Below are 20,620 nucleotides of genomic sequence, written 5' to 3'. Positions count from 1 at the left end.
CTACAAGCTGCCGGGTCCATGGAAGTCTACTGAGCGTGGCACCCGGAGAGTCTTCAATGAGCAGTGTTATTGCCGTTGTCAAAAGCATTGTTGGTCAGGTTTTCGTCGTATCCCCCGAGGGCATCCGGCGCGTACTCATTGAAGGTGATCGCCTGAACGTAGGCGACCAATTGGACACCGGGCCTGCTGGCGCCGTCACACTGGAGTTGGCCGATGGCCGCACCCTGGACCTGGGTCGCGACACTCAGTGGAGCGCCAATGCTCCGGACTCTTCCACTGACCTGGCACAAGCCACTGCCCAGGCCGCACCGTCGGTAGAAGAACTGCAGCAAGCCATCGCCGCTGGCGTCGACCCGACGACCGCCCTGGAAGCTACCGCCGCCGGCGCTACCGCCGCGGGGACTGGTGGTGCCGCCGGTGGCGGCCACAGCTTTGTGGTGCTGGATGCCACCGCTGGCAGTGTCGACCCTACCGTTGGCTTCCCAACCGAAGGCCTCGCTGCGGCTGCCGCCACCGATGACAACATTCTGGGTGGCGACACCACGGATACGACCGCCAACGCCGTGCTCAATGCAACGATGACCCTGAGCGCCACCCCGACCTTGACCGAGGCCGGTGGCGTGCTGGTGTATACCGCGACCGTCACCCAGGCGCCCCAGACCGATCTGACCGTGACCCTGTCCAACGGCTCTGTGATCGTGATTGCTGCCGGACAAACCACCGGCAGCGTCAACGTGCCGCTGGCACCGAACGACACCGTTTATAACGACGCCAACCAAATCAGCGTGACCGTCACTGGCACCACCGGCGGTACCGGCATCGCCGTGACCGTACCGACCACCCCGGCCGTGACTCAGATAACCGACACCATCGACACCACCACCGTCACCCTGACGGCGGGCAACACCGTGACCGAAGGCGGCCAGATCACCTACACCGCCACCCTGACCAACCCGGCCCAGACCCCAGTGACCGTGACTTTGAGCAACGGCTCGGTCATCACCATTGCTGCTGGCCAGACCACCGGCAGCGTTGCGGTCGATACTCCGACCAATGATGTCTACAACAACGGCAGTACGGTCAGCACCACCATCACCGGCGCAACGGGTGGCAACTTTGAAAATCTGGTACCGAGCACTGCGCCTGCTGTCACCACGATTACCGATTCGGCTGACACCACCGGCCTGACCCTGACCGCCAGCAACACCATCACCGAAGGCGGTTCGATCGTTTACACCGCGACGCTGACCAACCCGGCTCAGACTCCTGTGACCGTGACCTTGAGCAACGGCTCGGTCATCACCATTGCTGCTGGCCAGACTTCCGGGTCCGTCAACGTCGAGACGCCGGCTAATGACGTCTACAACAATGGCAGCACGGTCAGCACCACCATTACGGGCGCAACCGGCGGCAACTTTGAGAATCTGGTACCGAGCACTGCGCCTGCTGTCACCACGATTACCGATTCGGCGGATACCACTGGCCTGACCCTGACCGCCAGCAACACCATCACCGAAGGCGGTTCGATTGTTTACACCGCGACGCTGACCAACCCGGCCCAGACTCCGGTGACCGTGACCTTGAGCAACGGCTCGGTCATCACCATCGCTGCGGGCCAGACGTCCGGCACTGTTAACGTCGAGACGCCGGCTAATGACGTCTACAACAACGGCAGTACGGTCAGCACCACCATTACCGGTGCCACCGGCGGTAATTTCGAAAACCTGGTGCCAAGCACTGCGCCTGCGGTCACCACGATCACCGATTCGGCGGATACCACCGGCCTGACCCTGACCGCCAGCAACACCATCACCGAAGGCGGTCAGATCACCTACACCGCGACACTGACCAACCCGGCTCAGACTCCGGTGACCGTGACCTTGAGCAATGGCGCGGTGATCAACATCGCTGCAGGCCAGACGACTGGGACCGTCAACGTCGAGACACCGGCCAATGACGTCTATAACAACGGCAGCACAGTCAGTACCACCATCACCGGTGCCACCGGCGGTAATTTCGAAAACCTGGTGCCGAGCACTGCGCCTGCGGTCACCACGATTACCGATTCGGTAGACACCACTACCGTGACGTTGACTGCTACGCCAACCGTGAATGAAAACGGCACCATTACTTACACCGCCACCCTGACCGGTGCCGACGGCAAACCCGTCATTGCGCAAAATGGTCCGGTGACCGTGACGTTGGAAAGCGGCAAGACCATCACCATCGCTGCGGGCGCAAGCTCGGGCGTGTTGGATGTAGCCGTTGGCAACGATGTATATCAAGGCCCAACCACCGTGACCGAGTCGATTGCCTCGGCATCGGGCGGTAACCTGGAAGCTATCGCTCCAAACACTGCGCCAGTCAGCACCGTCGTCAGCGACGTCAACGACACCACCACCGTGACATTGACCGCCAATCCGACCGTGAATGAAAACGGCACCATCACCTACACCGCGACGCTGACCGATGCCAATGGCAATCCGGTCACCGCGCAAAACGGTCCGGTGACCGTCACCCTGGAAAGCGGCAAGACCATCACCATCGCTGCGGGCGCAAGCTCGGGCGTGTTGGATGTAGCCATTGGCAACGATGTATATCAAGGCCCAACCACCGTGACCGAGTCGATTGCCTCGGCATCGGGCGGTAACCTGGAAGCTATCGCTCCAAACACTGCGCCAGTCAGCACCGTCGTCAGCGATGTCAACGACACCACCACCGTGACATTGACCGCCAATCCGACCGTGAACGAAAACGGCACGATCACCTACACCGCCACCCTGACCGGTGCCGACGGCAAACCCGTCATTGCGCAAAACGGTCCAGTGACCGTGACGTTGGACAGCGGCAAAACCATCACCATCGCTGCGGGCGCAAGTTCGGGCGTGCTCGATGTCGCTGTCGGCAACGACGTTTACCAAGGTCCAACCACCGTGACCGAGTCGATTGCCTCGGCATCGGGCGGTGACCTGGAAGCTATCGCTCCAAACACCGCGCCAGTCAGCACCGTCGTCAGCGATATCAACGACACCACCACCGTGACGCTGACCGCCAATCCGACCGTGAACGAAAACGGCACCATCACCTACACCGCCACCCTGACCGGTGCTGATGGCAAACCGGTCATTGCGCAAAACGGTCCGGTGACTGTGACGTTGGAAAGCGGCAAGACGATCACCATCGCCGCGGGCGCAAGCACTGGTGTGTTGGATGTAGCCGTCGGCAACGATGTGTACCAAGGTCCAACGACGGTTACTGAGTCGATCAAAGATGCATCCGGCGGCAACTTGGAAGCTATCGCTCCTAACACTGCGCCAGTCAGCACCGTCGTCAGCGATGTCAACGACACCACCACCGTGACATTGACCGCCAATCCGACCGTGAACGAAAACGGCACGATCACCTACACCGCCACCCTGACCGGTGCCGACGGCAAACCCGTCATTGCGCAAAACGGTCCAGTGACCGTGACGTTGGACAGCGGCAAAACCATCACCATCGCTGCGGGCGCAAGTTCGGGCGTGCTCGATGTCGCTGTCGGCAACGACGTTTACCAAGGTCCAACGACAGTTACTGAGTCGATTGCTTCCGCAACGGGTGGCAACCTCGAAGCTATCGCTCCTAACACCGCTCCGGTTAGCACCATCGTTAGCGATGTCAATGACACCACCACCGTGACCTTGACCGCCACGCCAACCGTAAATGAAAACGGCACCATCACTTACACCGCCACCCTGACCGGTGCCGACGGCAAACCTGTCATCGCGCAAAATGGTCCAGTCACCGTGACGTTGGACAGCGGCAAAACCATCACCATCGCTGCGGGTGCGAGCTCGGGCGTGTTGGACGTAGCCGTTGGAAACGACGTGTACCAAGGTCCAACCACCGTCACCGAGTCGATCAAAGATGCATCCGGTGGCAATTTGGAAGCCATTGCTCCAAATACTGCGCCAGTCAGCACCGTCGTCAGCGATGTCAACGACACCACCACCGTGACGTTGACCGCTACGCCGACCGTGAATGAAAACGGCACCATCACCTACACCGCCACCCTGACCGGTGCCGACGGCAAACCGGTCATTGCGCAAAACGGTCCAGTGACCGTGACGTTGGAAAGCGGCAAAACCATCACCATCGCCGCCGGTGCAAGTTCGGGTGTGTTGGATGTAGCCGTCGGCAACGATGTGTACCAAGGTCCAACCACCGTGACCGAGTCGATTGCCTCGGCATCGGGCGGTAACCTGGAAGCTATCGCTCCAAACACTGCGCCAGTCAGCACCGTCGTCAGCGATGTCAACGACACCACCACGGTGACGTTGACCGCCAATCCGACCGTGAACGAAAACGGCACCATCACTTACACCGCGACCCTGACCGGTGCCGACGGCAAACCCGTCATTGCGCAAAATGGTCCGGTGACCGTGACGTTGGACAGCGGCAAGACCATCACCATCGCCGCCGGTGCAAGTTCCGGCGTGTTGGACGTGGCCGTTGGCAACGACGTTTACCAAGGTCCGACTACCGTCACCGAAAGCATCAGTACCGCCAGTGGCGGCAACCTCGAAGCTATCGCTCCTAACACCGCTCCGGTTAGCACCGTCGTCAGCGACGTCAACGACACCACCACGGTGACATTGACCGCCAATCCGACCGTGAACGAAAACGGCACCATCACTTACACCGCGACCCTGACCGGTGCCGACGGCAAACCCGTCATTGCGCAAAATGGTCCGGTGACCGTGACGTTGGACAGCGGCAAGACCATCACCATCGCCGCCGGTGCAAGTTCCGGCGTGTTGGACGTGGCCGTTGGCAACGACGTTTACCAAGGTCCGACTACCGTCACCGAAAGCATCAGTACCGCCAGTGGCGGCAACCTCGAAGCTATCGCTCCTAACACCGCTCCGGTTAGCACCGTCGTTAGCGATGTCAATGACACCACCACCGTGACCTTGACCGCCACGCCAACCGTAAATGAAAACGGCACCATCACTTACACCGCGACCCTGACCGGTGCCGACGGCAAACCCGTCATTGCGCAAAATGGTCCAGTCACCGTTACCCTGGACAGCGGCAAAACCATCACCATCGCTGCGGGTGCGAGCTCGGGCGTGTTGGACGTAGCCGTTGGAAACGACGTGTACCAAGGTCCAACCACCGTCACCGAGTCGATCAAAGATGCATCCGGTGGCAATTTGGAAGCCATTGCTCCAAATACTGCGCCAGTCAGCACCGTCGTCAGCGATGTCAACGACACCACCACCGTGACGTTGACCGCTACGCCGACCGTGAATGAAAACGGCACCATCACCTACACCGCCACCCTGACCGGTGCCGACGGCAAACCGGTCACGGCGCAAAACGGTCCGGTGACTGTGACGTTGGAAAGCGGCAAGACGATCACCATCGCGGCGGGCGCGAGCTCGGGTGTGCTGGATGTGGCTGTCGGCAACGACGTTTACCAAGGCCCAACGACAGTTACTGAGTCGATTGCTTCCGCAACGGGTGGCAACCTCGAAGCTATCGCTCCTAACACCGCTCCGGTCAGCACCATCGTTAGCGATGTCAACGACACCACCACGGTGACGTTGACCGCTACGCCGACCGTGAATGAAAACGGCACCATCACCTACACCGCCACCCTGACCGGTGCCGACGGCAAACCCGTCATTGCGCAAAATGGTCCAGTCACCGTTACCCTGGACAGCGGCAAAACCATCACCATCGCTGCGGGTGCAAGCTCGGGCGTGTTGGACGTAGCCGTCGGCAACGATGTGTACCAAGGTCCAACCACCGTGACCGAGTCGATTGCCTCGGCATCGGGCGGTAACCTGGAAGCTATCGCTCCAAACACTGCGCCAGTCAGCACCGTCGTCAGCGATGTCAACGACACCACCACCGTGACATTGACCGCCAATCCGACCGTGAACGAAAACGGCACGATCACCTACACCGCCACCCTGACCGGTGCCGACGGCAAACCGGTCATTGCGCAAAATGGTCCAGTCACCGTCACCCTGGACAGCGGCAAAACCATCACCATCGCTGCGGGTGCGAGCTCGGGCGTGTTGGACGTAGCCGTTGGAAACGACGTGTACAAAGGTCCAACCACCGTCACCGAGTCGATCAAAGATGCATCCGGTGGCAATTTGGAAGCCATTGCTCCAAATACTGCGCCAGTCAGCACCGTCGTCAGCGATGTCAACGACACCACCACCGTGACGTTGACCGCTACGCCGACCGTGAATGAAAACGGCACCATCACCTACACCGCCACCCTGACCGGTGCCGACGGCAAACCGGTCACGGCGCAAAACGGTCCGGTGACTGTGACGTTGGAAAGCGGCAAGACGATCACCATCGCCGCCGGTGCAAGTTCGGGCGTGCTCGATGTCGCTGTGGGTAACGATGTTTACCAAGGCCCAACGACGGTTACTGAGTCGATCAAAGATGCATCCGGCGGCAACTTGGAAGCCATTGCTCCAAATACTGCGCCAGTCAGCACCATCGTTAGCGATGTCAACGACACCACCACGGTAACGCTGACCGCCAATCCGACCGTGAACGAAAACGGCACCATCACTTACACCGCGACCCTGACCGGTGCCGACGGCAAACCGGTCATTGCGCAAAATGGCCCAGTCACCGTTACCCTGGAAAGCGGCAAGACCATCACCATCGCCGCCGGTGCAAGTTCGGGCGTGCTCGATGTCGCTGTCGGCAACGACGTTTACCAAGGTCCAACCACCGTGACCGAGTCGATTGCCTCGGCATCGGGCGGTAACCTGGAAGCTATCGCTCCTAACACCGCGCCGGTCAGCACCGTCGTTAGCGATGTCAACGACACCACCACGGTGACGTTGACCGCTACGCCGACCGTGAATGAAAACGGCACCATTACTTACACCGCCACCCTGACCGGTGCCGACGGCAAACCGGTCATTGCGCAAAATGGTCCAGTCACCGTTACCCTGGACAGCGGCAAAACCATCACCATCGCTGCGGGTGCAAGCTCGGGCGTGTTGGACGTAGCCGTCGGCAACGATGTGTACCAAGGTCCAACCACCGTGACCGAGTCGATTGCCTCGGCATCGGGCGGTAACCTGGAAGCTATCGCTCCAAACACTGCGCCAGTCAGCACCGTCGTCAGCGATGTCAACGACACCACCACCGTGACATTGACCGCCAATCCGACCGTGAACGAAAACGGCACGATCACCTACACCGCCACCCTGACCGGTGCCGACGGCAAACCGGTCATTGCGCAAAATGGTCCAGTCACCGTCACCCTGGACAGCGGCAAAACCATCACCATCGCTGCGGGTGCGAGCTCGGGCGTGTTGGACGTAGCCGTTGGAAACGACGTGTACAAAGGTCCAACCACCGTCACCGAGTCGATCAAAGATGCATCCGGTGGCAATTTGGAAGCCATTGCTCCAAATACTGCGCCAGTCAGCACCGTCGTCAGCGATGTCAACGACACCACCACCGTGACGTTGACCGCTACGCCGACCGTGAATGAAAACGGCACCATCACCTACACCGCCACCCTGACCGGTGCCGACGGCAAACCGGTCACGGCGCAAAACGGTCCGGTGACTGTGACGTTGGAAAGCGGCAAGACGATCACCATCGCCGCCGGTGCAAGTTCGGGCGTGCTCGATGTCGCTGTGGGTAACGATGTTTACCAAGGCCCAACGACGGTTACTGAGTCGATCAAAGATGCATCCGGCGGCAACTTGGAAGCCATTGCTCCAAATACTGCGCCAGTCAGCACCATCGTTAGCGATGTCAACGACACCACCACGGTAACGCTGACCGCCAATCCGACCGTGAACGAAAACGGCACCATCACTTACACCGCGACCCTGACCGGTGCCGACGGCAAACCGGTCATTGCGCAAAATGGCCCAGTCACCGTTACCCTGGAAAGCGGCAAGACCATCACCATCGCCGCCGGTGCAAGTTCGGGCGTGCTCGATGTCGCTGTCGGCAACGACGTTTACCAAGGTCCAACCACCGTGACCGAGTCGATTGCCTCGGCATCGGGCGGTAACCTGGAAGCTATCGCTCCTAACACCGCGCCGGTCAGCACCGTCGTTAGCGATGTCAACGACACCACCACGGTGACGTTGACCGCTACGCCGACCGTGAATGAAAACGGCACCATTACTTACACCGCCACCCTGACCGGTGCCGACGGCAAACCGGTCATTGCGCAAAATGGTCCAGTCACCGTCACCCTGGACAGCGGCAAAACCATCACCATCGCCGCAGGTGCGAGCTCGGGTGTGCTGGATGTGGCTGTCGGCAACGACGTTTACCAAGGCCCAACCACCGTCACCGAGTCGATCAAAGATGCATCCGGTGGCAATTTGGAAGCCATTGCTCCAAATACTGCGCCAGTCAGCACCGTCGTCAGCGACGTCAACGACACCACCACAGTGACATTGACCGCTACGCCGACCGTGAATGAAAACGGCACCATCACTTACACCGCGACCCTGACCGGTGCCGACGGCAAACCCGTCATTGCGCAAAATGGTCCAGTCACCGTCACCCTGGAAAGCGGCAAGACCATCACCATCGCTGCGGGCGCAAGTTCGGGCGTGCTCGATGTCGCTGTGGGTAACGATGTTTACCAAGGCCCAACGACGGTTACTGAGTCGATCAAAGATGCATCCGGCGGCAACTTGGAAGCTATCGCTCCTAACACCGCTCCGGTTAGCACCGTCGTCAGCGACGTCAACGACACCACCACGGTAACGCTGACCGCCAATCCGACCGTGAACGAAAACGGCACCATCACTTACACCGCGACCCTGACCGGTGCCGACGGCAAACCGGTCATTGCGCAAAATGGCCCAGTCACCGTTACCCTGGAAAGCGGCAAGACCATCACCATCGCCGCCGGTGCAAGTTCGGGCGTGCTCGATGTCGCTGTCGGCAACGACGTTTACCAAGGTCCAACCACCGTGACCGAGTCGATTGCCTCGGCATCGGGCGGTAACCTGGAAGCTATCGCTCCAAACACTGCGCCAGTCAGCACCGTCGTCAGCGATGTCAACGACACCACCACGGTGACCTTGACCGCCAATCCGACCGTGAACGAAAACGGCACCATCACTTACACCGCCACCCTGACCGGTGCCGACGGCAAACCGGTCATGGCGCAAAACGGTCCGGTGACTGTGACGTTGGAAAGCGGCAAGACGATCACCATCGCCGCGGGCGCAAGCTCGGGCGTGTTGGACGTAGCCGTTGGCAACGACGTGTACCAAGGTCCGACTACCGTCACCGAAAGCATCAGTACCGCCACTGGCGGCAACCTCGAAGCTATCGCTCCTAACACCGCTCCGGTTAGCACCGTCGTTAGCGATGTCAATGACACCACCACCGTGACCTTGACCGCCACGCCAACCGTAAATGAAAACGGCACCATCACTTACACCGCCACCCTGACCGGTGCCGACGGCAAACCTGTCATCGCGCAAAATGGTCCAGTCACCGTTACCCTGGACAGCGGCAAAACCATCACCATCGCTGCGGGTGCAAGTTCGGGCGTGCTCGATGTCGCTGTGGGTAACGATGTTTACCAAGGTCCAACGACGGTTACTGAGTCGATCAAAGATGCATCCGGCGGCAACTTGGAAGCCATTGCTCCAAATACTGCGCCAGTCAGCACCGTCGTCAGCGATGTCAACGACACCACCACGGTGACCTTGACCGCCAATCCGACCGTGAACGAAAACGGCACCATCACTTACACCGCCACCCTGACCGGTGCCGACGGCAAACCTGTCATCGCGCAAAATGGTCCAGTCACCGTTACCCTGGACAGCGGCAAAACCATCACCATCGCTGCGGGTGCAAGTTCGGGCGTGCTCGATGTCGCTGTGGGTAACGATGTTTACCAAGGCCCAACGACGGTTACTGAGTCGATCAAAGATGCATCCGGCGGCAACTTGGAAGCCATTGCTCCAAATACTGCGCCAGTCAGCACCGTCGTCAGCGACGTCAACGACACCACCACGGTGACATTGACCGCCAATCCGACCGTGAACGAAAACGGCACCATCACCTACACCGCCACCCTGACCGGTGCCGACGGCAAACCCGTCACCGCGCAAAACGGTCCGGTGACCGTCACGTTGGAAAGCGGCAAAACCATCACCATCGCTGCGGGCGCAAGCTCGGGCGTGTTGGATGTGGCCGTCGGCAACGATGTCTACACCGGTGCACCGTCCATCACCGAGACGATCAAATCGGCCTCCGGCGGCAACCTCGAAGCCATCGCGGTCGATAAGACCGGCGCGTCGACGGCCGTGGGCGACACCGTCGACAACACCACCGTCAGCATCACCGGCAGCACGTCGGTCACCGAAGGCCAGGCGGCCACATACACCGTCAGCCTGACGAACCCTGCACAAACCGAGGTGACACTCAAGATCGTCTACAGCGGCACCGCCGCCGACGGCACGGACTTCACCGGTGTCTACACCGTGAAGATCCCGGCCAACGCCACCAGTACGACCTTCAATGTGGCGACGCTGGACGACAAGATCTCCGAAGGCACTGAAAACTTCGTGGTCAAGATCGACTCGGCCACCGGTGGCAACTTCGAGCACCTGGCGGTCAGCGGTACCAACGGCAGCGTCAGCACCTCGATCATCGACAACGATGCGCCGCCTGTACTCGACCTGGACGCCAACAACTCCAGCGGCAAGACCGGTGCCGATTACCAGGTGACGTTCACCGAAGGCACCACTGGCCCCGGCGTGTCCATCGCCGACACCGACCTGAAAATCACCGACCCGGACAGCACCATGCTGACCGGCGCCACTATCGTGCTGACCAACCGCCAGCCTGGCGATGCGCTGAACCTGGGCAACAGCGTCAATGGCATCAGCATCAACGCCAACAGCACGGACGGCAAGGTCGTGCTGACGCTGACGGGCAATGCGACGCTGGCCGACTACATGCAGCAGATCAAGAACATCAGCTTCATCAACAACAGCGAAGACCCGAGCACCGTACCGCGCATCATCACCGTGACGGTGACCGATGGCGCGAGCTACTCCAACACCGCAACCACCACTGTGAACGTGGTCGGGGTCAACGATGCGCCAGTGGCCACCGGTGGCGCGGTGACCGGTACCGAAGACACTTCGCTGGTCCTCGGCTGGTCGACCTTCGGCATCAGCGATGTGGACAGCGCCGCCGCCAGCCAGGGTGTAAAAATCACCGGGCTGCCGAGCGACGGCAAGTTGCAGTACCTGGACGGCGCCACCTGGAAGGACGTGGCCAGCAACCAGACCTTCACCAAGGCTGACATCGACGCTGGCAAGCTGCGCTTTACCCCCGATGCCAACGAATCTGGTGCCAACGGCAACCCGGCTGGCGTGGGCGATCAAAAGGCCGATTACGCGCAAATCAGCTTCCAGCCAACCGACGGTCAGGCGTTGGGCAATACCAGTACCGTGAAGATCGACATCACGCCGGTCGCCGACGCACCGACCCTCAACGTGGCCGGCAACAACGTGACCTCCACCGGCCTGATCAAGGAAGTCTGGACCGGCCTGTCGGGCCTGGGCACCGATGGCAGCGGCGCGGCCTCCGGCACGCTCAAGTCAGTGATCGATGCCGCCGGCACGCCGAACAGCAGCACCAACGTGACCAACGTGCAGTCCGACAGCAACGTCAACGCCGGTACGGCATCGAAAACCTCTGGCCTGATCTTCCTCGAAGCCGGCAAGACCTACACCTTCAGCGGCACGGGCGATGACAGCCTGCTGGTCACCATCGGCGGCAAAACCGTGGCGGCAACGACCTGGGGCGCTGGCGGCCAGTTGAACGGTTCGTTCACGCCGACCACCAGCGGCTACTACACCCTGGACATCTACCACCACAACCAGAGCGGCCCGGGCAGCTATGACGTGAACCTGTCGATCAACGGCAGCACACCGGTCGACCTGAACGGTGCCGGCGTGCCGCTGTACACCGGCGTGACCGACCTGGTGAACGCTGGCGTGACCGTCTCCGACTTGCACGGCACCAACGGTGAAGGCTACTACGACGGCTACAAGCTCAACGAAGGCGCCGAAGGCACCAGCGTGAACCTGTCGAAGATCACCACCGCCCTGACCGACACCGACGGCTCCGAAAGCCTGAGCGTGAAGATCGGTGGTATTCCAGAAGGCAGCGTGCTGAGCGACGGCGCGGGCCATACCGCTACCGTGGGCAGCAACGGCGAAGCTTCGGTCACCGGCTGGAACCTGGGCAGCCTGACCCTGACCCCACCGGCCTACTACAACGGCCACTTCAACCTGACCGTGACCTCGACCTCCACCGAAGCCCTCGGCGGCTCGGCGGTGAGCACAGCGCAGATCCCGGTCACGGTGTACCCGGCGACCTACAACGCCGTCACCGCCACGTCTGGCAGCGACAACGTCACCGGCACCGACGGCAACGACATCGTGGTCGCCGACATCGGCGGGCTGACCGTGGTGCCAGGGGTCAACTACAACATTGCCTTCATGGTCGACAGCTCGGGCAGCATGAGTTCGTCGTCTGTCACCGCTGCCAAGAACTCCTTGACCCAAGTGTTCAACACCCTCAAGCAGAGCCTGGGCAGCAACTCCGGAACCGTGAACATTTTCCTGGCGGACTTCGATAACCAGGTAAACAAGAACGTTGCGGTCAACCTCAACGATCCGAACGCGCTGACACTGCTCAAGAGCGTGCTCGACTCGATGGTGTCCGGCGGCAATACCAACTATGAAGACGTGTTCAAGACCACCGCAAACTTCTTCAACAGCACCCAGGCCCTGAGCAATACCGGCGCGAAGAACCTGACGTATTTCATCACCGACGGTGAGCCAACGCGCTACCAGTCCGGCGAAGAGACGAACCCAGTGTTGTACGGCACCGTCAAGCTCGACGACGTCCTGAGCGCGGCCAACTACACCGTTGGCAAGTACTACACCCAGACGATCGACAGCACACACAAATTCATCATCGAAGAAAATGGGGACATGTTCCTGTCGATCAAGAACGGCAAGAATTGGAATGAAAACTACGTCGGCACGGTGCATGCCGAGGGCAATGGCACGTTCGAGTTCTCCAACCAGGCCGGCGGTTGGTGGGGCGACTCCTCGGCAGCAGACGGCTCAACGGCCAGCTTCACCCTGCTCAAAGGTCTGAGCAACGTTGAAGCCATCGGCCTGAACAACGGCGTCACCCTGTCCGATCTCGCCCCCTACGACTCCGATGGCAAGCCACAAACCAACATCGACCCGAGCAACCTGGCCAACTCCATCATCGGCCACACCGAAGCGACCCTGCCGGGCGCCGATACGGTCAACGGTGGCGACGGCAATGACATCCTGTTCGGCGACCTGGTGAGCTTCAACGGCATTGCCGGCGAGGGTTACCAGGCCATCCAGGCGTTCGTGGCCCAGCAGAGCGGCGTGGACGTCAGCAAGGTCACCACCAGCAACGTGCACCAGTACATCACCGAGCACTACACCGCGTTCGATGTGTCCGGTGCCCACGATGGCAATGACACCCTGCTGGGCGGCGCCGGCAACGACATCATTTTCGGCCAGGGTGGCAGCGACACGCTCAACGGTGGCAAGGGCAATGACATCCTGCTGGGTGGCACGGGTAACGACACACTGATCGGTGGTCAGGGCAATGACACCCTGATCGGTGGCCTGGGAGGCGATACCTTTGTCTGGAAATCCGGCGACACCGGCACTGACGTGATCAAGGACTTCAAGGCCAGCGAGGGCGACCGGATCGACCTGCGAGATCTGCTGCAGGGCGAAACCGGAAGCACCATCGACCACTTCCTGAAAATCAGCACGGTCGATGGCGTGTCCTCGCTGCAGGTCAGCACCACCGGCCAGTTCAACGCGACCAATGGCGCAGCGGCCACACCGGATGTGACGATCAAGCTCGAAGGCAACAACTGGTCGAACATCAACCTGAACACGTTGATCGCCGGCAGTGACCCGACCATCAAGGTCGATCACAACAACAGCTGAACCTGACACAAACCCGTGGCGAGGGAGCTTGCTCCCGCTGGGGGGGCGAAGCGGCCCTGTTTTTTAGGGCTGCTGCGCAGCCCAGCGGGAGCAAGCTCCCTCGCCACGATAAGTGTTCATACTCCTCTGCAGTTGGCCTATGCTGCCCAGCATGACGCCGCTTCATACATGAGGGATGCCCGATGTTTTACGTGCAACGCGATGCACAAGGCCTGCTGGTGCGCGTAGAAGCCACCGCCTACGCCGAAGCCACCGAGACCTTGCCGGCCGACAACCACGAGATCCAGGACTGGTTCGCCAACCAGGCGGTGGAAAACAGCCTCAAGCAGCTCAAGCAGAGCGACCTGGAGATGATCCGGGTACTCGACGACTTGATCCAGGTGCTGACCAGCAAAGGCGTCATCCGCGTCACTGACCTGCCACCGGCGGCCCAGGCCAAACTGATGGACCGCACCCAGGCCCGGGAAGCATTGGGTGGGTTGAGCCGGTTGATCGATGATGATGAGAAGGGGTTGATCTAGGCCTGGTTTCATCGGTGTCAGGGCTGCCCTCATCGCGAGCAGGCTCGCTCCCACAGGGGGATGGGGTAAGTCGCAGATATTGCCGTCGCACAGTTCTTATGTGGGAGCGGGCTTGCTCGCGAAAGCGGTGGGTCAGATGTCGATGATGTTGACTGTGCCGCCCCCTTCGCGAGCAAGCCCGCTCCCACATTGGATTTGTGCCAGGGCGCAATTTTCCATTCGCCAACAGATCTCTTGTAGGAGCGAGCTTGCTCGCGATGGCAATCGTCAATCCACCGCTGGCCTGTCAGCTCGACGCTTGCACTTCAAGCCGATCCATCGCCCGCTCCACCAACAAATGCACCCCATCGGCCATTCGACTGATCGCCAGGATTACGCTGCGGCGTGAGCCGTCGACGTCATCAGCCAGGTCGGCCGCGATGGCGCTGATGGACAGCAAGTCTTCGGAGGCATTGGCCAGGAGGGTTTCGGTGTCGATGTCTGGGGAGACCATGAAGAGCTGGGCAGTTTGGGGTTTTCCCGAGGCTTCATCGGTTGGTTTGGGATTGAGGTAGTAGTCGAGGGCGCGTTCGGCGGCTTCGTCGAGTTTTTTGGATTTAGAGGATTTGTCGGAGGCGTTGCCAGGGCTTTCTGGCGGATTCGGAGTTACTTTAAACATGTCGTGAAGCTCCATCTGTAGAAGTGGAACCGACACCCTTCGCTTGCACGCAAATGAGGTGGCAGTTGTACGCAGGTGTGCAAGACCGGGCAGACGGAACCCCGGCAGACTCCTCCTCGCGAAGAAATCTCCCACGCACAACCGCCATAAAGCGCTTGCGCGTCGTCTTTTAACCGGCTTGCACGCCAGTGTCACCGTTTTTTTCAGTGACAAATCCAGACTAGCCACGGGACAGACGCCGGACAAGTTCTCCAAGTTCGCTACAACTCGAAGGAAATCTCCTAGGACCTTACTTTTAGATGGGGTGTATATCCATTTCTGCGGTAACGGCTACTGGCGGTTCCGCTCTTACAGCGGGTCACTTTTGAAGAGCGCAAAAGTAACCAAAACGCTCATGCCCCACCACTCGGCACCTCGCCTAGGCTCGGTGTGCCCTCACTCCGGCATTGCTCCGTGGGCCGCCGCGAAGGGCCATCCATGGCCCAGCGCGGCTACCTCGGCATCCATGCCGAGGTGCCCACTACGCAATGCCTGCGTTCGGCCATCGTGGTTAACGGGGCGCCAAAATCTACGTCCACCGCGAGGCGGCCTGATAGCCGACCTGGTTCTTGATGGGGATCGCGTTCCTCTGTAGGAGCGAGCCTGCTCGCGAAGAGGCCAGCAAGCCCAGTAGACATATGACTGAACCACCGTTATCGCGAGCAAGCTCGCATAGCGTTTACCGTTGATCAATCTGTGCCGTGATGGCTGGGAAGCTTTTGTGGCGAGGGGATTTATCCCCGTTGGGCTGCGCAGCGGCCCCCAAACCAAGCAACTCGGTGTGCCAGGAAGGCTGAGTTCATTGCTTTAGGGCTGCTGCGCAGCCCAGCGGGGATAAATCCCCTCGCCACAGGACTGTGCCGCTCCCAAAAACCCTGTGGGTATCCAACATCACCACAAACTGACCCTCCGCATCGCGAGCAAGCTCGCTCCCACAATGGGACCGGAGTACGGCCGGGAGAGCCAGGTCGGCTGTCAGGCCGCCTCGCTTCGGCTTTTGATCTGGGGGCCCCGTTAACCACGCTGGCCGAACGCAGGCATTGTGGAGTGGGCATCCCGGCATGGATGCCGGGATAGCCGCGCTGGACCATGGATGGTCCTTCGCGGCGGGCCCACGGAGCAATGCCGGAGTGAGGGCATGCCGAGCCTAGGCGAGGCACCGAGTGGTGGGGCAAGACCTTTTGGTTACTTTTGGGGCGTTTGCCAAAAGTGACACGCCGTAAGGGCGTAACCGCCAGCCGCCGTTACCGCAGCAATGGATATGTACTCGTTCAAAAAAGCACAGGCCGGCTACCAGGCCGCCTCGTCAACAAAGCCTCACCCCCACCGCCGAGGCTCCCCAACCAGTTGCCCCTGAACCCCAAACAACCCCATCTCCCGAATCACCGCCAACTCCCCCTCCGTCTCAACCCGCTCAGCAATCAACGGCAAGTCAATACTGTGGGCAGCACGCTGGATCGCTTCGATAAACAGACGCTTGTCACTCTCCTGATCAATGGCACGGATATAGCTGCCATCGATCTTCAGGTAAGCCAACCCCAACCGCGACAAGTTACCGATCATGCTGAACCGCCCACCAAAACGCTGCAGGCTCAGAGAGAAGCCAAGCTCGCGCAAACGCCGGGTCAATTGTTCCAGGACAGCTTGCTCCGGCAATTGCTCTTCACCAATCTCCAAGGTCAAGCGCGACCCAAGGTTGGAATGCGCCCGCAGGATTTCAAAGACCTTGTTCAGCGCCTGCGGATCGGCCAAGGTCGCCGAAGACAGGTTCAGCGCCAGGGATTGCTCATGCCCGGCCATTTGCTCGAGCACCTGTTCGAGCATCAAACGGTCCAGGCGCGCGGTCCAGCCAAAGCGCTCCAACCACGGCAAGAACCGCCCGGCGGGAATCGTCTGACCCTGCTCGTCCAACAAACGCGACAGCACCTTGTAATGCAACACTACCTGGGTGTCCTGGGCAGCCACCACCGGCTGGAAGTACAGCTCGAATCGCTGATGATTCAAGGCCTGGTCGAGCAACGTGTGCCAGGCATGGTGATCATCGCCGACGCTCGCCGAGGCGCTGTGGTCCAGGCAGGCCCAACCCGGTTCGCCCTGGCTTTCGGCCTGGGCCAAAGCCTGGTCGCCAAGCTGGAGCACCGCTTGCGGCGAGTCGCCATGGACGAACGGCGCCAGCCCGATGGAGGCCACCGACGCCACATCCGTCGCACCGGTGGCATGCAAGCTCGCCAACGCGGCTTCGAGGTTCTGCGCCAGTTGCAGCGCTTCCTCGCGCACCAGCCCAGGTGCCAGCACCGCGAACTCGCCACCGCGAATACGCGTGACCAGGTTATGGGTTTCCGGATACCGCGCGCATTCGCGCAGCAATTGCTCGCCCACCGCCTGGAGCAACTGGTCGGTACGCTGCCCGCCCAACCGCTGGTTCAAACCGGCCAGGTCCTTGACCCGCAACAACAGCAGATAACCGGAGCTGGCCTGCTCCGGGTTGCTCACTCGCGCGTTGAGCTGCATCTCGAAATAACGCCGGTTGGCCAGGCCCGTGAGATTGTCCTGGTAAGACTCGACCCGCAGCTTCTCGCTGCGCTCGGCCTGCTCCTGGAACAGCGCCTTGAGTTTCTCGACCATCTGGTTCATCGCCTGCACCACGCGCCGCAGTTCAGGCGTGCGTGGCAGCTCCGGCAGGCTCAGGAACTCGCGTCGGGCGATAGCATGGGACTGATGCACCATGTAGTCCAGCGGCTTGAGCTGGCGACGCAGCAGCAAGGCTCCCAGCACCGCGCTCACGGCGCCGCACAGCAGCAACCAACCCAGGCTGCCCAGCGCGCTCTGCCACAGCTTGGCAAGGGCAAACATCGGGTGGCTGACCACTTCGACCCGCGCCGCCTGTTCCCAGCCGCGGCTGACGATTGCATCGCCGCCGGCCGGTTCCAGGCCGATCAGCTTGACGAACCACTGCGGCACGCTGCCGGCGTCCGGCGTGCCGGTACGTTCGACAAGGGTCTTGTCGGTGGCCACATCGACCACGCGAATGCTGGCGTAGTAGCCGCTGTCGAAGATCGAGCTGACCATCAGCTCCACCATCGCCGGGTCGTCGATGTTCGGTGTCAACGACAACGCCAGCGCCGTGGCCGCGTCCTGGGCGTGGGAGCGTAACTGGTTGACGTACTGGGCCCGCGAGCTCTCCAGGCTGACCATGAAGCTGCCGCTGAAGGCAACCACCAGGAACAGACAGATAGCGATCAACAGCTGTTTGAACAAGGACATCTGAGCGCGCGCTCCTAGTTAGTCGTCTCGACCGGAAAACCTTCGGCCTGCATTTTTTTCAACACATCCTGCCACCGGGACAGGCGCTTGGTGTCACCCACTTTTTTGTTGCCCTTGGCGCCCGGCAGCCACAGCCCTTCGGCATTGAAAGAGTAGACCGGGAGCAAGTCGGTTCGCTGGCTGGCCGGCAGGATGCCGTCGATCAGGCTGTCGAGGACCAGCGGCATCGCCTCGGGCGTGGCGTAATAGGTGAGCACCATGTGCGCACGGTTCTGCCGCAAGGCCTTGACGTAGGTGATGCGCAGCTTGTCACTGGACACCCCGAGATGACGCAGGCTGAAATACTTGGCGATGGCGTAGTCCTCACAATCGCCGGCCCCCTTCCACAGGGCCTGGATCGGGGTTTCCCAGTAGTCGACCTCGCGCCACAGGTCGATGTCTTCCACGTAGCGCACCTGTTTGTTGAAGAACAGGTTCACCACCTTGAGCTGTTCCAGTTCCGGGATCTGTTTCTGCGTCGCCAACAATTGCTGCCACGCGTCGATCCGTTGCTGCCCTTCGCCCAAGGGACCATATAACGCTTGCGCCCGTCGGCTGATCTGCGCAAAGTCCCAGTCAGCCCGTAGGCCACCCAGCATCAGGCCGGCCAGCAGCAATGCCGAACACAGCCAGCGCAAGGACCTGAGAACAGGGAAAGGTGCAGCCAAGGGAATACGTCCGAAAAGGGCCGTTGGAAATTCGTTGGATGGTGAAGCCTGGCCCACTAAAAGACAATGGCAGGGTGCAATCACCGCAGGCAGACTAAACTTTAGTTCAGGAACTGGGGCCGCGAGATTTTGACGGCTTGGAAATCTGTAACTAACGTTGGCTTGGATCCAATTTCGTTACTACCAGTCAGGTGTTGTCGTGACACAGAAGCCAAAACCGCTTAGCACTATCCAGGTCAACGGGCCCATCCCGGCTGACCAGGCACGTTCGATCATCGAAGAGTCTCTGCGCGAGGCCATCCTCGATGGACGCCTGCCTTGCGGCACCGCCCTGCGCCAGCAGGAACTGGCCGACCTGTTCGGCGTGAGCCGCATGCCCGTACGCGAGGCATTGCGCCAGTTGGAGGCGCAGTCACTGCTCAATGTGGTCCAGCACAAGGGTGCTGTAGTGGCGCCATTGATTACCAACAATGCAGTAGAAACCTACGCCCTGCGTTCGGTCCTGGAAGCTTTCGCCCTGCGCCTGTCCATCCCGCTGCTCGATGACAGCGACCTGGCACTGGCCGCCCGGTACATCGAACAGCTGGAAACGGAAACCGATCACGCCGAGATCGGCAAGCTCAACCGGCTGTTCCACATGTCGCTTTATCACAAGGCCCCCAACAGCAAACTGCTGGACCTGATCGAGCGCGAGCTCAATGAAGAAGAGCGCTTCCTGCGCTTTCACCTGTCATCCATGGGGCTGGGCAAGTTGAGCCAGGACGACCATCGCGCGCTGCTCGACGCCGCGCGTGCCAAGGACATCGATAAGGCCATCGTATTGCTGGAGCTGCACCTGGAAAAAGCCTCCGTCACCATGCGCCGCTATCTGGAACAGTCGTCGAACCCTTGATCCCACACCGGCCGCTCCGGCCGGCGTAAAAACTTCTTACATATCCTTCCGACTCACTTGTCGCCTGCGCGGCGCGGCCTGGCCGTGGCCGCGACTCGTCGTCCCATCAGTTCAATGGCACTGCCATCGATTTGGGCTCACTCTTGCGCTTGTCGATTCAAAACAGACCTGAAGAAGTCAACGCCTGGCTGAAACCAGACGAATCGAAGCCAATACGCAAGGAGCGTCGTCCAACCGGCGGGATGATCGGATGTCCGACCGACGTCCTGCCCATAACATAAAACTTCTTAACTCCCCGATCCCTGAAGTGCTCCGAGTGAGGCATTCACTCGAACTATTCGATTCTGATACCCCTAAATCGGAAGGAGCTTCTTCGCCCCAATAAAACTTATATAAAAAGTTTTAAAAACCTTCTTCGCGCCCAATAAACAGTCAACTTAAAATAATTAAAAAATTACTTGCCGCCTACTTGTTTCATGTATTAGCTTTTT

The 20,620-nt window shown here is 60.4% G+C and carries 6 protein-coding genes; 3 read left to right on the top strand and 3 right to left on the bottom strand.

Features of this window, described 5'->3' with window-relative positions:
• Window positions 1-56: 56 nt before the first annotated feature.
• Together PSH86_RS01215 and PSH86_RS01210 are read left to right on the top strand one after the other, a co-directional pair.
• Window positions 57-14,048: a LapA family giant adhesin gene (locus PSH86_RS01215; protein ID WP_305487251.1), complete on the top strand. Its 13,992-nt coding sequence runs from the start codon at window positions 57-59 to the stop codon at window positions 14,046-14,048.
• A 182-nt stretch (window positions 14,049-14,230) separates the two neighbouring features.
• Entirely contained in the window at window positions 14,231-14,569 is a 339-nt protein-coding gene (locus tag PSH86_RS01210) for a hypothetical protein (RefSeq protein WP_003196545.1), read from the top strand.
• Window positions 14,570-14,855: 286 nt separating this feature from the next.
• On the opposite strand, the gene PSH86_RS01205 is transcribed toward PSH86_RS01210, so the two are convergent.
• The 3 genes from PSH86_RS01205 to lapG all read right to left on the bottom strand — a co-directional run bounded on the left by PSH86_RS01205 (window position 14,856) and on the right by lapG (window position 19,168).
• Window positions 14,856-15,227, bottom strand: coding sequence for a DUF6124 family protein (locus PSH86_RS01205; protein ID WP_305487249.1), 372 nt, complete (start codon window positions 15,225-15,227; stop codon window positions 14,856-14,858).
• A 1,356-nt stretch (window positions 15,228-16,583) separates the two neighbouring features.
• Window positions 16,584-18,530, bottom strand: coding sequence for a cyclic di-GMP receptor LapD (gene lapD / locus PSH86_RS01200; RefSeq protein WP_305487247.1), 1,947 nt, complete (start codon window positions 18,528-18,530; stop codon window positions 16,584-16,586).
• Window positions 18,531-18,544: 14 nt separating this feature from the next.
• Entirely contained in the window at window positions 18,545-19,168 is a 624-nt protein-coding gene (gene lapG / locus PSH86_RS01195; protein WP_370873791.1) for a cysteine protease LapG, read from the bottom strand.
• 268 nt (window positions 19,169-19,436) lie between these two features.
• Here lapG and PSH86_RS01190 point away from each other — a divergent pair, with 268 nt between their 5' ends.
• Entirely contained in the window at window positions 19,437-20,129 is a 693-nt protein-coding gene (locus tag PSH86_RS01190) for a GntR family transcriptional regulator (RefSeq protein ID WP_305487245.1), read from the top strand.
• Window positions 20,130-20,620: the final 491 nt, after the last annotated feature.

Origin of the sequence: Pseudomonas sp. FP2300, from assembly GCF_030687595.1 — a bacterium.
Classification (GTDB): domain Bacteria; phylum Pseudomonadota; class Gammaproteobacteria; order Pseudomonadales; family Pseudomonadaceae; genus Aquipseudomonas; species Aquipseudomonas bijieensis.
This window is presented reverse-complemented; position numbering and strand designations above follow the sequence as displayed.

Bases quoted from the DNA above. Each gene is read 5' to 3' on its own strand.
- PSH86_RS01210 (WP_003196545.1), top strand. From the start codon at position 14,231: ATGTTTTACGTGCAACGCGATGCACAAGGCCTGCTGGTGCGCGTAGAA.
- lapD (WP_305487247.1), bottom strand. From the start codon at position 18,530: ATGTCCTTGTTCAAACAGCTGTTGATCGCTATCTGTCTGTTCCTGGTG.
- lapG (WP_370873791.1), bottom strand. From the start codon at position 19,168: ATGCTGGGTGGCCTACGGGCTGACTGGGACTTTGCGCAGATCAGCCGA.
- PSH86_RS01215 (WP_305487251.1), top strand. From the start codon at position 57: ATGAGCAGTGTTATTGCCGTTGTCAAAAGCATTGTTGGTCAGGTTTTC.
- PSH86_RS01205 (WP_305487249.1), bottom strand. From the start codon at position 15,227: ATGTTTAAAGTAACTCCGAATCCGCCAGAAAGCCCTGGCAACGCCTCC.